The 13,514-nt window shown below is 62.5% G+C and carries 11 protein-coding genes; 7 read left to right on the top strand and 4 right to left on the bottom strand.

Annotated features, from left to right (window positions below; genetic code table 11):
• The first annotated feature begins 1 nt into the window (after position 1).
• The 5 genes from LB566_RS01460 to LB566_RS01440 all read left to right on the top strand — a co-directional run bounded on the left by LB566_RS01460 (position 2) and on the right by LB566_RS01440 (position 6,561).
• Positions 2 to 1,549, top strand: a complete 1,548-nt coding sequence (locus LB566_RS01460; RefSeq protein WP_224622656.1) for a trimethylamine methyltransferase family protein — start codon at positions 2 to 4, stop codon at positions 1,547 to 1,549.
• 39 nt (positions 1,550 to 1,588) lie between these two features.
• Complete coding sequence (locus LB566_RS01455; RefSeq protein WP_224622654.1) at positions 1,589 to 3,238, top strand: ABC transporter substrate-binding protein; 1,650 nt, start codon at positions 1,589 to 1,591, stop codon at positions 3,236 to 3,238.
• A 116-nt stretch (positions 3,239 to 3,354) separates the two neighbouring features.
• On the top strand, positions 3,355 to 5,337 hold the full coding sequence (locus LB566_RS01450; protein ID WP_224622652.1) for an FAD-dependent oxidoreductase: 1,983 nt from the start codon (positions 3,355 to 3,357) through the stop codon (positions 5,335 to 5,337).
• Between the two features lie 140 nt (positions 5,338 to 5,477).
• Entirely contained in the window at positions 5,478 to 5,957 is a 480-nt protein-coding gene (locus LB566_RS01445; protein ID WP_224622650.1) for a DUF3828 domain-containing protein, read from the top strand.
• Positions 5,958 to 5,961: 4 nt separating this feature from the next.
• Positions 5,962 to 6,561, top strand: coding sequence for a hypothetical protein (locus LB566_RS01440; RefSeq protein ID WP_140549158.1), 600 nt, complete (start codon positions 5,962 to 5,964; stop codon positions 6,559 to 6,561).
• Positions 6,562 to 6,570: 9 nt separating this feature from the next.
• Here the strand turns inward: LB566_RS01440 and queF are convergent, their stop codons facing one another.
• Entirely contained in the window at positions 6,571 to 7,032 is a 462-nt protein-coding gene (gene queF, locus LB566_RS01435) for a preQ(1) synthase (RefSeq protein ID WP_140515582.1), read from the bottom strand.
• Positions 7,033 to 7,174: 142 nt separating this feature from the next.
• Between queF and LB566_RS01430 the strand changes: the two genes are divergently transcribed.
• The gene (locus LB566_RS01430; RefSeq protein ID WP_224622648.1) at positions 7,175 to 9,220 is read left to right on the top strand and encodes an NADH:flavin oxidoreductase; all 2,046 of its coding nucleotides are present in this window, start codon (positions 7,175 to 7,177) and stop codon (positions 9,218 to 9,220) included.
• Between the two features lie 138 nt (positions 9,221 to 9,358).
• Here LB566_RS01430 and LB566_RS01425 read toward each other — a convergent pair whose 3' ends face one another.
• A complete protein-coding gene (locus LB566_RS01425) occupies positions 9,359 to 9,766 on the bottom strand; it encodes a hypothetical protein (protein ID WP_140521694.1) in 408 nt (135 codons plus the stop codon).
• A 116-nt stretch (positions 9,767 to 9,882) separates the two neighbouring features.
• On the opposite strand from LB566_RS01425, the gene LB566_RS01420 reads away from it, so the two are divergent.
• Entirely contained in the window at positions 9,883 to 10,311 is a 429-nt protein-coding gene (locus LB566_RS01420) for a MarR family winged helix-turn-helix transcriptional regulator (protein ID WP_224622646.1), read from the top strand.
• Positions 10,312 to 10,365: 54 nt separating this feature from the next.
• On the opposite strand, the gene LB566_RS01415 is transcribed toward LB566_RS01420, so the two are convergent.
• Both LB566_RS01415 and LB566_RS01410 read right to left on the bottom strand, forming a co-directional pair.
• Positions 10,366 to 11,100 carry a polysaccharide deacetylase family protein gene (locus LB566_RS01415; protein ID WP_140549154.1) on the bottom strand — a complete coding sequence of 245 codons (735 nt, stop codon included), beginning with the start codon at positions 11,098 to 11,100 and terminating at the stop codon, positions 10,366 to 10,368.
• A 71-nt stretch (positions 11,101 to 11,171) separates the two neighbouring features.
• Complete coding sequence (locus LB566_RS01410) at positions 11,172 to 13,244, bottom strand: putative bifunctional diguanylate cyclase/phosphodiesterase (RefSeq protein ID WP_140549153.1); 2,073 nt, start codon at positions 13,242 to 13,244, stop codon at positions 11,172 to 11,174.
• Positions 13,245 to 13,514: the final 270 nt, after the last annotated feature.

Below are 13,514 nucleotides of genomic sequence, written 5' to 3'. Positions count from 1 at the left end.
CATGAACGCACCGGCCGCTGTGACAGAACACGCCAATCGTCGAGCCGGCGGCCGCCTGGGGCGCAAGGCGCTGCGGGGAGCTCCGGTAACGTCGTTTCCGACACTGGTCCGCCAAATCCCCGTCTATCAGATGGTGCCGGACGAGGCAGTGGAACTCATACACCAGGAATCGCTCGCCATCCTGGAGGACGTCGGATGCGAGTTCCGCGACGATGAGGCCATCGAAATGTGGAAGGCCGCCGGCGCGGACGTCTCCGAGACGAGAGTGCGGATCGACCGCGCCTTGCTGATGGATCTCGTCTCGAAGGTGCCGTCGGAGTTCACGCTCAACGCGCGCAACCCTGAGCGTACGGTGCGCGTGGGCGGGAAGAATTCCATCTTCGTGCCGATGTATGGCGCGCCTTATGTGCGTGACCTCGACAATGTCAGACGCTACGGCACGCTCGCCGACCTCAACAATTTCCACAAGCTCGCCTACATGGCGCCGGCCCTGCATTCCTCCAGCTCGATCATCTGCGAGCCGATGGAAATAGCGGTGCCCAAGCGTCACCTCCACATCATCCATTCGGCGCTGAAGCATTCCGACAAGCCGTTCATGGGCATCGTGACGTCGAAGGATCGGGCGGAAGACACGATGGCGATGGCGGGCATCGTGTTCGGTGACGATTACGTGCGCGACAACCCTGTGCTGGTGTCGATCACCAACTGCAATTCACCGCTGGTATGGGATGCCACCATGCTGGATGCGATGAAGGTCTATGCCCGTCACAATCAGCCGCTGATCCTGGCGCCCTTCGCGCTCTGCGGCGCCTCGACCTCGGCATCGGCCGTGGGGGCGGTGGCGCAGGTCAATGCCGAGGCGCTTGCCGGTGTAGCGTTCACCCAGCTCCTGCGTCCCGGCTCGCCTCAAATCTACGGCCAGTTCATGGTCACGGTCGACATGAAGACCGGCGCTCCGATGGGCGGCACGCCGGAGGCTGCGCAGATGATGTACCTGATGGGCGCGCTGGCGCGGAAATACGGACTGCCGTGGCGCACGTCCGGCTTCCATGTCGGCTCGAAGCTGAACGATGCCCAGGCCGGCTACGAGGCGAACATGCTCATGCATGCCGCCATCCTTGCGGGCGCCAACTACATCTGGCACTCGGCCGGATGGCTCGAGGCGGGTCTCACCTGCGGCTATTCCAAGTTCGCGACCGACTGCGAACAACTCGTCGGCTGGTACAAATATGCCGGCGGGCTGCCGTTCGACGATTTCAAGGAAGCGATGGCCGCCATTCGCGAGGTGGGGCCGCAGGGCCATTTCCTCGGCACACAGCACACGCTCGATCATTTCGAGCGGGCCTTCTTCATGCCCAGCATCATGGATTTCAATTCCTACGAACAGTGGAAGGCAGAAGGGGCGAAGGACCATGACACGCGCGGCCGCGAGAAAGCGCGCAACATGCTGGCCGATTATGAGGAGCCGAAGCTCGATGAGGGCATCGCGGACGGGCTCCGGGATTTTATCGCGCTGCGCGAGGAGAAACTGCCGGACAGCGTCAGCTGACAGGACGAAGACCTTAAGGGAACCACAAGGGAGGAAAAAATGACGCTTTTCAAAAGCAATGGTGATCGTGTCCCAGCCGCCATCGAGGCGATGGCAAAGGAGGCGCGTGCGGGCCGGGTCGACCGGCGCGAATTCCTTGCGCTGGCAAGCGCCTTCGGGGCATCGACGGCTCTGGCCTATGGCATGATCGGCCTTGCCGCGCCGACAAACGCCTTGGCCGAGGAGCCGAAGAAGGGCGGAACGCTGCATGTCTCCATGTCGGTCAAGGCGCAGAAGGATCCGCGCACCTATGACTGGGTTGAACTTGCCAACATCTCGCGCACGTGGCTGGAGCCGCTTGTGCGCTATACCAGACAGTTCACCTTCGAGCCGGTGCTGCTCGAAAGCTGGGACATCAACGACGACGCCACCGAATATACGCTGCATGTGCGCAAGGGCGTCACCTGGAACAATGGCGATACCTTCAACGCCGATGACGTGGTGCACAATGTGACGCGCTGGTGCGAGAAGGGCGTCGCCGGCAACTCCATGGCCGCGCGCGTCGGCGCGCTGATCGACGCCAAGACCGGCAAGGCGAGGGACGGCGCGATCACCAAGGTCGACGACAACACGGTCAAGCTGAAGCTCTCCGAGCCCGACATTTCGCTGATCCCGAACTTCACCGACTATCCGGCACTCGTCGTCCACCGCAACTTCGATGCCGATGGCGCCGATCCGATCAAGAAGCCGATCGGCACCGGACCCTTCGAACTGGTCTCTTACGATGTCGGCCAGAAGGCCGTCGTCAAGCGCCGCGAGAACGGCAAATGGTGGGGCGGCGAGGCTCCGCTCGACGGTGTCGAATTCATCGACTACGGCACCGACTTCAACGCCACGGTGAATGCCTTCGATTCCGGCGAGATCGACCTCAATTTCGAGTCGCCCGCCGATTTTATCGACATCCTCGACAAGATGGGGCTGGAGAAATCGGAGGTGGCGACCGCGACCACCCTGGTTGCGCGCACCAACGTCACGCACAAACCCTATGACGACAAGCGTGTTCGCAATGCGCTCCAGATGGCGGTCGACAACAACGCGGTGCTGCAGCTCGGTTACAGCGGTCGCGGCACGGTCGGCGAAAACCACCATGTCAGCCCCATCCATCCGGAATATTACCCGCTGCCCAAGAAGGAGCGTGATGCCGCCGGCGCCAAGAAGCTGATGGCGGAAGCCGGTCAGGCCGACTTCGAGCATGAGCTGATCACCATCGAGGATGATTGGCAAAAGAACACCGGCGATGCCATCGCGGGCCAGCTGCGCGAGGCCGGCATCAAGGTGAAGCGCACGGTGCTGCCGGGCTCGACGTTCTGGAACGATTGGACGAAATATCCCTATTCGATGACGATCTGGTACATGCGCCCGCTCGGCGTCCAGGTGTTGGCGCTCGGCTATCGCACCGGCGAGGCCTGGAATGAATCGGCCTATTCGAATCCCGAGTTCGACGCCAAGCTCAAGCAGGCGCTATCGCTGATCGACGTCGCCAAGCGCAAGGAGGTGATGAAGGATGTCGAGCAGATCCTGCAGGATTCCGGGGTCATCATCCAGCCGTTCTGGCAGAAGCTCTACAGTCATACGAGCAAGAAGGTGAAGAACTACGGCGTCCACCAGACCTTCGAAATGGACCTCCAGAACGTCTGGCTGGACGCCTAGCTGCAATGACTGGCGAATGCCGGCACCCTTTCAGGTGCCGGCATTCCGGCAAAATCGAGTTTGGCTGCGGGCGCTGGCGCTCGGGTGCTGCCGCTAAGGCTTTTGAGGAGCGGTACATGTCTGGGCAGGTCTTCAACCGGTTGTTCACGCCGATTGCTCTGCGCGGCAGGACCTTACGCAACAGGATCGTGTTCGGAGCCCATACCGCGAACATGGCGGTAGAGGGACTGCCGACAGAACGACATGTCGGCTATTATGCCGAACGCGCGATCGGCGGCGCGGGCATGATCGTCGTCGAGCCGATGCCGGTACACCAGGCCGCCGTTCTTACCCGCGGCAACTTCCGTCCTTCCGACGACAGCGTGATCCCCCATTTCCGCAAAGTGACGGATGCGATTCGGGGCAACGGCGCCGTCGCCATCCAGCAGCTCTACCATGTCGGTCAGCACGCGGACGCCGACAACTCGTTCCATGCCGGCTGGTCCCCTTCCGGACTGCCGAGTTATCACGACTCTGACGGTTCGCATCGAATGTCCGAAGCCGAGATCGAAGAAACGATCGACGGTTTCGTACAGGCGGCGCGCCGTTGCCGCGAGGCCGGTTTCGACGGCGTCGAGGTCTGGGCGGCGTATCATTCGATGCTGGACCAGTTCTGGACGCCCTGGTCGAACCGCCGCGACGACCGGTGGGGCGGCAGCCTTCAAAATCGTACCCGGATGAGCCGTGAGGTGATGAGCAGAATTCGCCGGGAATGCGGCGACGATTTCATCATCGGCCTTGCGGTCAACGACGAACCGGAAGTCGAAGTGGGGCTGAAGCGCGAAGCATTGGCCGAGATAATCGACCTCCACGACCGCGATTCCTTGATGGATTATGTGACTTGTGGAACGGGCTCCTACTTCGATTTCTACAAGATCATCCCGACCTTTGTTTATCCGGAAAAGCTCGGCGCTGACCTGGCGTCCGTGCTCAAATCCACCGTGCGCCACGCGTTGATCACCGCCGAGAGCCACATTCGTACGCCGCAGAACGCCGAAAGCGTGCTGAGCGAAGGCCACGCTGATCTGGTTTCCATCGTGCGTGGGCAGATCGCCGATCCGCACCTGGCCGCAAAGGCCGCCGCCGGAAGGCCGGAAGACATTCGCGGGTGCCTGTCCTGCAACCAGATGTGCTGGGGCCGACGCAGCCGCGACTACTGGATCAGCTGCGTCATCAATCCCTCGGCGGGGCGGGAATGGGAGTGGGGTGGAGATCGCTTCGCCCCGGCTAGCCAACCCAAGCGCGTGCTGGTCGTCGGCGGCGGTCCCGCCGGCCTCGAAGCGGCGCGTGTAGCAGCCGAACGCGGTCACCGCGTTGCGCTGGCCGAGGCTTCCGACCGCCTTGGGGGGCAGTTCCGCCTTGCGGGGCTGCAACCGCGCCGCGCCCAGATTCTGGATCTGATCGACTGGTACCAGCGCCAGCTCAGCCAGCTCCAGGTCGACGTCCGGTACGGACAGTTTGTCGAGGCGGAGGATGTCGAGCGCGAAGGCGCGGATCACGTCATCATCGCAACCGGCTCGATGCCGCCGGACGGCGCTTTCCAACGGGCATTGCCGCAGTGGGAAAGCATTCCGGGGGGCGGGCTGGTTTTCTCGGCCGAAGCCGTGATGGCCCGTGAGGCGAGGCCAGGCAAAAATGTCATCTTGCTCGACGATGGCGGCAATTGGAAAGGGTGCGGCACCGCCTGGAAACTCGCCGAGGACGGTCACAATGTGACGCTTGTGACGCCTGACGCCCTGGTTGGCAAAGAGCTTCAGCGAATGGCCGTCGACGCGCCGCTGCGCCGCGCACTCGCCAGGCTGCGGGTGCGGTTTCTGACCGAGAGCGCCATCGTTCATTGGGACGGCAAGGCGGCCAGGGTCGCTTCCCTGCTCGACGGAACCGAGCAGGACGTCGAAGCCGATGCATTGGTCTTCGCCACGACGAGTATGGCAGCCGACATGCTTTCCATCGAACTCGACAGGCGCAAGATTGCCCACACTTCGATTGGTGATTGCACCGCCTCAAGGCAGGCGGCTTTTGCAATCCATGATGGCCGCAAGGTGGCGCTTGGTCTCTGATCGCAGTCTTGGCACGCGCGCCTGTCGGATGACCTGCACCGGCGGCGAGCCGCCCTCGGGCTTCATGAGCCGCAAAAAAGCCGATATGCAGGATGCGTGCTACTGGATTGCGCCAAGCCATCAAAAGCCGGAGATTCTGCATGAGACTGACAGTGCTCCTTGCCGCCCTTTCGACGGCCTTTCCCGCCGTCGCCCTGGCCGGTCCGGCGTCGGACGCCGTGAGGTTCTTCTATGTTCCGGAGGTCAAGTTCGAGGCCGACGCAAAATACCGGGATCGCTTCACCGAGCCGGTGACGAAACTGTTCGACCTCAACGATCAGGCAACGAGGAAGAATCCGGACCAGGTCGCCTGCATCGATTTCGATCCGGGCCTCGATGCGCAGGATTTCGACCAGAAGACCGTCTCCAAGACCCTGAAAGTATCCGAGATGGTGGATGGCGACACCGCCCAGGTGGTGGCGAGCTTCAGTCTCTTTCCGGAAGGAGACGATGCACAACGCGAAATGCACTGGTCGCTGAAGAAGATCGACGGCAAGTGGAGGATATCGGACATCGCATCGAAGACCAGCGACTGGACGCTGAGCCAGCTCGAATGCCTGGCGGGCCAAGATCCGGAGTGATCCGATGGCCCGCCGCCGGTTCTTGGCACTGTCGGCCGTGTGCATGATGATGGCGGCGGACTTGAGTAGCGGCGCTGCGCAGGGGCTGCTCGGCGCGCCGCCGGCAAACGCTCCGGCGGCCACCGCGCCCGATGACAACGAGTCGCCGCCACCTCGCGGAGCCGCCGAGCCGGCAACGCCACCGGCTGCCTCGCCGAGCGAACCCGCCGTCCCAATTCAGCCGGGCTCGCCGACAGCGGTGGTCCGGCCATTCTACGACCAGGTCGGCTTGGAGGTCGATCCGTCGCAGCGCCGCCATTTCGTCGATCCGGCGAAAACGGTGCTCGACAAGAGCGATGCGCTGCGCAAATCCGGGCAGGGCGAGTGCCTCGACCCCAACATGGCGCTCGACAATGCCGACTATGACAAGGACGAGATCGACAAGAGCCTGAAGACTATCGAGGCGATCAATGGCGACCAGGCCAAGGTCATCGTCGCCTTCGTCGTCGCCGGCAACGCGCACCGCCTCGAGTGGAAGTTCAAGAGGGTCGACGGCGAATGGAAGATATCGGACCTCTTGTCGGTGACCGGTGAATGGGCACTCAGTCAGTACCAATGCGAATGATGGTTCGAGCTAGCCTCGCCCGCGATAGGGTGCCACTCCGGTCTCAGGCAGCCAGGCGCCTTCCGGCGGCGCGCCCGTCTGCCAGAACACGTCGATCGGAATGCCGCCGCGTGGATACCAATAGCCGCCGATGCGCAACCATAGCGGGCTCGTTGCCGCCACGATGCGGCGGCCGATCATGACGGTGCAATCCTCATGGAAAGCACCATGATTACGGAACGAGGTCATGAACAGCTTGAGCGACTTCGATTCCACCAGAGCAGCGTCGGGTGCGTAGTCGATGACGATGTGGGCGAAATCAGGCTGGCCGGTGACCGGGCACAGCGACGTGAATTCCGGGCAGGTGAAGCGCACGATGGCCGGCGGGCCGTCGCCGCGCGAAAACGGCACGGTTTCCAGGACCGCCGCTTCCGGGCTCTGTGGCGTCTCGACATGCGCGCCGAGCTGGGTGAGGGTTTTGGTATCGATCATGGACGGCTCCTTGCCTGCCTGTCGCCGGAAGCACGATTCCATGGCGGTCGGCGCGAAACGAAGGTTGGAATAAACGCCGCAATCCATTCAGGGGCGGCACGTCTGGCCGCTCAATAACATAATTTGAACCCGCAGGAAGACGATGACCAGCAACGATCCGCTTCTCCAGCCCTATCAGCTCAAACATCTGACGTTGAAGAACCGGGTGATGTCGACCAGCCACGAGCCCGCCTATTCGGAAGACGGCATGCCCAAGGCGCGCTATCGGCTCTACCACACGGAGAAGGCCAAGGGCGGCATGGCGCTGACCATGACCGCCGGCTCGGCCATCGTCTCGCGCGACAGCCCGGCCGCCTTCGGCAATTTGCATCTCTATGATGACGGGATCGTGCCATGGCTCGCGGAACTGGCCGACGCCTGCCACGAGCATGACTGCAAGGTGATGATCCAGATCACCCATCTCGGCCGTCGAACCGGCTGGAACAAGGCCGACTGGCTGCCCGTGCTGTCGGCTTCGCCGGTGCGGGAGCCGGCGCATCGCGCCTTTCCCAAGACCATCGAGGATTGGGATATCGAGCGCATCGTTTCCGACTATGCTTCCGCCGCGCAGCGCTGCCAGGCCGCCGGTCTCGACGGCATCGAATTCGAGGCTTACGGCCATCTGATGGACGGCTTCTGGTCGCCGGCCACCAACCATCGCGACGACGAGTTCGGCGGCTCGCTCGACAACCGGCTGCGCTTCACCGACATGGTGCTCGACGCGGTGCGCGCGGCCGTGGGCGAGAAATTCGTCGTCGGCATTCGCATGGTCGCCGACGAGGACTTTTCGCAAGGTCTCTCGAAAGAGGAGGGCGTCGAGATCGCCAGGCGCCTGGCCCTATCAGGCAAGGTCGATTTCCTCAACATCATCCGCGGCTCGATCGAGACCGACGCGGCATTGACGAAGGTCATTCCGGTGACCGGCATGCGCTCGTCGCCACATCTCGACTTCGCCGGCGAGGTGAGGGCGGCGACGAAATTCCCGACTTTCCACGCGGCGCGAATTTCCGACGTCGCCACCGCGCGCCACGCCATCGCCACCGGCAAGCTCGACATGGTCGGCATGACCCGCGCCCACATCGCCGACCCGCACATCGTCCGCAAAGTGATGGAAGGGCGCGAGCACGAAATCCGCCCGTGTGTCGGAGCCACCTACTGTCTCGACCGCATCTACGAAGGCGGCGAGGCGCTATGCATCCACAACGCGGCGACCGGCCGCGAGGCGGACATTCCGCATATCATCACCAAGGCCGAGGGACCAAAGCGAAAAGTCGTCGTCATCGGCGCTGGTGCAGGCGGACTGGAAATCGCGCGCGTGGCCGCCGAGCGCGGACATCAGGTGACGGTGCTGGAGGCATCGGGCCAAGCCGGCGGGCAGGTCAGGCTGGCGACGCAGAACCCGCGCCGCAAGGAGTTGATCGGCATCGTCGATTGGCGGCTGGCCGAACTCGACCGGCTCGGCGTCGAGATCCGCTACGACAGTTGGGCGGAGAAGGACGACGTTCTGGCGCTGTCGCCGGATGTCGTGGTGATCGCCACCGGCGGACTGCCGCAGAATCCCCCGCTGGCGGCGGGCGACACTCTCGTGACGTCGAGCTGGGACATCATGGCCGGCAGCGTCAAGCCGGCTGAAAACGTGCTGCTCTATGACGACAATGGCGGCCATCAGGGAATGGGCGCGGCGGAACTCGTCGCGGCTGCCGGTTCGAAGCTGGAACTGGTTTCGGCGGAGCGATTCTTCGCGCCGGAAATGGGCGGCATGAACCATGTGCCCTACATGCGCGCCTTCCAGGAGAAGGGGGTCATCATCACGATCAACACAAGGCTGCGCTCGGTGCGCCGCGAGGGCAATCAACTGGTTGCCGAGCTTGCCTCCGATTTCGCCGACGGCTGGCGCGGCGAGCGGCGGGTCGACCAGGTGGTGGTCGAACATGGCACGGCGCCGCTTGACGATCTTTATCTTGCGTTGAAGCCATTGGCGAAGAACGGCGGCGCCATCGATTATGAGCGGCTGGTGAGTGGCGGCGACATTTTTCCCGAGCGCAATCCGCAGGGCTCTTTCGTGCTGTTCCGCATCGGCGATGCCGTCGCCTCGCGCAACATCCACGCCGCCATCTATGACGGCATCAGGTTCGGGCTAAGGATTTGAAAGGCTGCTGTCGCTAACAATTCCAGGGAAAGTTGTGGTGGCGCGCAACGGAACCTCCGCAAGGAGAGCCATCTGCTGCCTTGGTTCGTTGCGCGCCGCGCACGCCGCCTGCTTGCGCCGGCACCGTACGATGCGTGATCAGAACATTCTGGCGGTGGCCATGCAGAGCACGGTGAGAACCAGCAGCCAGGCGGCGATTCGCTCGCCTTGGGCCATCTTCGCGCGCAGGGCAGGTTCGGTGGCCGCGTCGGCGCCAGCAAGTTGCGTGCTGGTGCGGCGGACCATGGTGCTGAGTACGCCAGCCGCGGCGAAGGCGGCAACGATGCCGAGCGCCAGCACCATTTCCATCGAGCCGAAATAGGCGCCATGGAAGAAATACCAGAGCAGCGCACCGGTGAGAAACACCATGCCGGCCGCTCCCATTTGCGGCCCAATGAAGCGTTCAGCCCGGATCTCGGGGTCGCGCGCGAGCGTGATGGTGGTGCCGGCCCAGAACACTCCCGCCATGACGTGAAGACCGATGGTGATGATGTAGACATATTGCATACCAGCTCTCCTCTCTTGCCCGCCGTCGCCTCAATAGTTAGATATCTAACTGTTAGATGTCAATGTATAAAAGGACACCAGTTCCATCCGTGGAAAACACCGTCTAGTGTCTTGCCATGACACCCTTTGAACGCCCGCCGGTCGGCATGAATCTCGGCCGCACCGCCAAGCTTGTTGCACAGGCCTTCGACACCGCTTTGGTTGAAGCGGGCGGCACGTTGCCCGTCTGGCTTACTCTGCTGTCGGTCAAATCGAGCGAGCTAGCCAACCAGCGCGAGCTCGCTGGAATGATCGGCATACAGGGAGCGACGCTCACCCATCATCTGAACGCGATGGAGGCGCAAGGATTGCTGACGCGCCGCCGCGATCCCGTCAACCGCCGGATCCATCTGGTCGAATTGACAGAGGCCGGAGAAGCGATGTTCGAGACACTGCGCAAGGCGGCGATTGCCTTCGACAAGCGACTGCGCGCCGGCCTGTCGGACGACAGGCTGGCGGAGTTTGCGCAGGTGTTGGCGACCTTGCGGGCCAATGTGGAAAGCTGACGAAGGCGCGCGGCGTAAATCTCTTTCGACATGACGCGTTTTAGGAATCATCGCTCAGTCGTCATAGCTCTGGATTGTGCCAAAAGCATAGCCGCGCTGCTTCAGCGCGGTGATCAGCTGGGTCAGTTTCGGCTTGCCGTCGAAGCTGTCCTGGAACATCTCGTCATGCATGAGCAGGATCATCTTTCCGCGCTTGACGAAGCGGCCATAGCCGAACAGGTGATCGATCTCGCTGACCAGGTGGTCGACGCTCTGCACCGGCTTGCCTGTGTCGTCATGCACCCACTCATGGTCCCAGCCATAGAGATAGAACCCGGAGGCGGCGACGAATTCGTAGTCCGGCTCCTCCCGGCCTTCCTGCGCAAGGCCGAGCGAGGTGTCGTTCTTCGACATTGAGGGCAGTCTGAACACGTCGCGCCCAGGCAGCCTCGCATGAACCGCCGGAGCGAGCCCAAGCACGACGTTGGCCCGCAGCATGTCGGCCACAACGCCTTCGGTATCGGCATAGAAATGTTGGTAGCGGTTGTTGGCGTGGCTATAGCTGTGATTGCCGACCGTCACCAGCGGCAGAGCTTTTGCGCGTCTGACCAATGCCTTGTTGCCCGCGCTCGCCTGCGCATGCATGCCGACCATGAACAGCGTCGCCGGCACCTGCTGCGCCTCCAGCACGTCGAGGATGTTGCTGGTGCCGTTCAGCGGCCCGTCATCGAAGGTCAGATAGATGGTGCGATCCGCTGCGTAAGCGGGAAATGCGGCGAGCATGGTCAGCAAAGCAAGCAGAAGCGGCATCGGGACTACCCGTTTGCGATCGTCACAGGGGCCATCTCGGTGATGAGTTGTCAAGCGCGGGTCAGGGCTGCCTACGCCAGGCTTCCCTGCAGCACCGTCAGCCTGGCCTTCTTCGGCATGCGGGCGCTCAGCCAGTCACGGGCTTTGTCCTGCGGCATCGGGAAGGCGATGGAGTAGCCCTGCACCTGGTCGCATCCGATCGCCATCAGTGAATCGAGTTCGGCTTCGGTCTCGGCGCCCTCCGCGACGATCGAGATGCCAAGGCCGCGCGCGAGCTCGGTGATGGCGCGCACGATCTTGGAGTTGTCACCGTTCTCATGGATGTTCTGGACGAAGCGGCGATCGATCTTCAGCCGGTCGATCTCGTTGGGATTGACGTGGCTGAGCGAGGCGTAACCGGTGCCGAAATCGTCGAGCTCAAGATGGACGCCCGCGGCCCTGATATGGCGTAGCTTTGCCGCGATGCCTGTCTTCTCGTCATCGAGAATGACGGATTCGACGATTTCCAGCGACAGTTTCTGCGGCGGCAGGCCGGCCTTCTCGAGCGTCTCGAACAGGAAAGCGTCGAAGTCGTGCTCGCGCAATTCGGTTCCGGATACGTTGACCGCAAGCCGTCCGAAAGCAATGCCGGCGCGGTTCCATTCGGCGGCTTCGTTGATGGCCTTGCTGATGACGATGCGGCCGATATCAGGCATGAAACCGCATTTCTCGGCGACGGGAATGAATTCGCCAGGCGAGATCATGCCGCGCTCGGCGTGGTTCCAGCGCACCAGCGCCTCGATGCCGCTGATCGTCCCGTCGCTCAGTGAAACCTGCGGCTGGAAATAGACCTGGAATGCCCGCTGTGAAATGGCGAGCTTGATGTCGTGCTCAAGTTGCTTGCGATAATCGAGTTCGCGACGCAATTCCTCGGAGAAGAACGAGAAATTGCCGCCGCCCATCTTCTTGGCGGAGTAAAGCGCCAGATCGGCGTGGACCAGCAGGTCCTGGGCGTTGTCGGCATCGATCGGATAGACGGCGATGCCGCCGCTGGCGCCCGGCAGAATGGTCGTGCCCTGGAAGACGATCGGCTCGTTGATGTGCGCAAGAATGCGCCGTGCCAGCATGTTGATGTCTTCGGTGCCGCCGGCGCCGTTGAGGATCATCACGAACTCGTCGCCGCCGAGGCGCACGCACAGATCCGACGCCCGGCAGGAATCGCGCATGCGCTGGGCCGTGATGACCAGCACATAGTCGCCGGCGGCGTGGCCGAGCGTGTCGTTGATCTGCTTGAACCGGTCGAGATCAAGCTGCACCACCGCAAGACGTTCGCGCCGACGATGCGCGCTCTTGATCAGCGTGTCGAAATGGTCGGTCAGGAATGTGCGGTTGTGCAGACCGGTCAGCCCGTCATGAACGGCGATGAAAGCCATCGAATTTCGTGCGTCGACGAGTTCGCGCGTCTTGCGCAGGATCGCGTTCGACATGGGTCGGAAGATGAACAGTGCCACCAGCACGATGACGCCGATCGTGGCGTAAAACAGCGTGCGGTGCAGATCGAGCATCTTTTCGGATCGTTCGTCGGCGAAAGCGCTGATGCGCTGGCCAAGCGCCGAATAGCCCGACAATGTTGCGTTGGCGACCGAGGCGTCGAGGGTGACGCGTTCGTAGCCGCCCTTGTAGCCGCCATTGTCGCCGAGCGCGAGTTGCGACGAGAATGCCGATATCAGGCGTTCGCCATTGGCGACCAGCCCGACGGAAAAATAGTCGAGATGAAAAGGCTTGCCGAAAAGGACGTTCTCGATCGTCTTCGGATCGAGCCTGGCCGGCGACTTTGGATCGGCGGCCGTCTGCTTGAGCAGCAGGTCATAGTTGGTTTCGAACTCCGCCGTCGCCTGCTTGAGCGCGTTGACGAGCGCCGGCTGCTTGTCGCGCGAAGCAGCACCGGTCGCACCGGCGAGGAAGACGATGCGCTGCGACAGCGTCTTTTGCGTGCTGACGATATCGAGCAGCGTATGGTTGTGCCGTTGGGTGGCCATCACCTGCTGCAGCAGGATGAAGGAAGCCACCACCATGGCGGCGATGATCAGCAGCGCCAGCCAGTAGCCGGCCTTGATCAGCAGTATGAGCTTGCCTGAAACGGTTTGCACCGGCTGCTGCGACATCTTGGGGGGCGGCCCTCTCGCCAACGGATTCCTGTATGAGCATCATTGAACCGCAAACATTAACAGGACTGGAAATCGACAGCCGGCCGACAAGGGGAAAGGCTTAAAGATCGCGAAATGGTTATCGGCCTCTTTCGCGGCCGGTCCGCATTTGAACATTCGCCGGCCCCTGTGATCCGGATCGTCTCTCGAGCCATGCCCGCGGCATCCGTTCGACATTGCCCAGCCACCTGATCCGGTCGCTTTTGCGGTGGATTTTTTGTGCGTGCG

This window comes from Mesorhizobium sp. CA13 (assembly GCF_020165235.1).
Taxonomy (GTDB): Bacteria; Pseudomonadota; Alphaproteobacteria; order Rhizobiales; family Rhizobiaceae; genus Mesorhizobium.
This window is presented reverse-complemented; position numbering and strand designations above follow the sequence as displayed.

Bases quoted from the DNA above. Each gene is read 5' to 3' on its own strand.
- queF (WP_140515582.1), bottom strand. From the start codon at position 7,032: ATGATCGATACCAAAACCCTCACCCAGCTCGGCGCGCATGTCGAGACG.
- LB566_RS01450 (WP_224622652.1), top strand. From the start codon at position 3,355: ATGTCTGGGCAGGTCTTCAACCGGTTGTTCACGCCGATTGCTCTGCGC.
- LB566_RS01440 (WP_140549158.1), top strand. From the start codon at position 5,962: ATGGCCCGCCGCCGGTTCTTGGCACTGTCGGCCGTGTGCATGATGATG.
- LB566_RS01425 (WP_140521694.1), bottom strand. From the start codon at position 9,766: ATGCAATATGTCTACATCATCACCATCGGTCTTCACGTCATGGCGGGA.
- LB566_RS01445 (WP_224622650.1), top strand. From the start codon at position 5,478: ATGAGACTGACAGTGCTCCTTGCCGCCCTTTCGACGGCCTTTCCCGCC.
- LB566_RS01415 (WP_140549154.1), bottom strand. From the start codon at position 11,100: ATGCCGCTTCTGCTTGCTTTGCTGACCATGCTCGCCGCATTTCCCGCT.
- LB566_RS01460 (WP_224622656.1), top strand. From the start codon at position 2: ATGAACGCACCGGCCGCTGTGACAGAACACGCCAATCGTCGAGCCGGC.
- LB566_RS01430 (WP_224622648.1), top strand. From the start codon at position 7,175: ATGACCAGCAACGATCCGCTTCTCCAGCCCTATCAGCTCAAACATCTG.
- LB566_RS01455 (WP_224622654.1), top strand. From the start codon at position 1,589: ATGACGCTTTTCAAAAGCAATGGTGATCGTGTCCCAGCCGCCATCGAG.
- LB566_RS01420 (WP_224622646.1), top strand. From the start codon at position 9,883: ATGACACCCTTTGAACGCCCGCCGGTCGGCATGAATCTCGGCCGCACC.
- LB566_RS01410 (WP_140549153.1), bottom strand. From the start codon at position 13,244: ATGTCGCAGCAGCCGGTGCAAACCGTTTCAGGCAAGCTCATACTGCTG.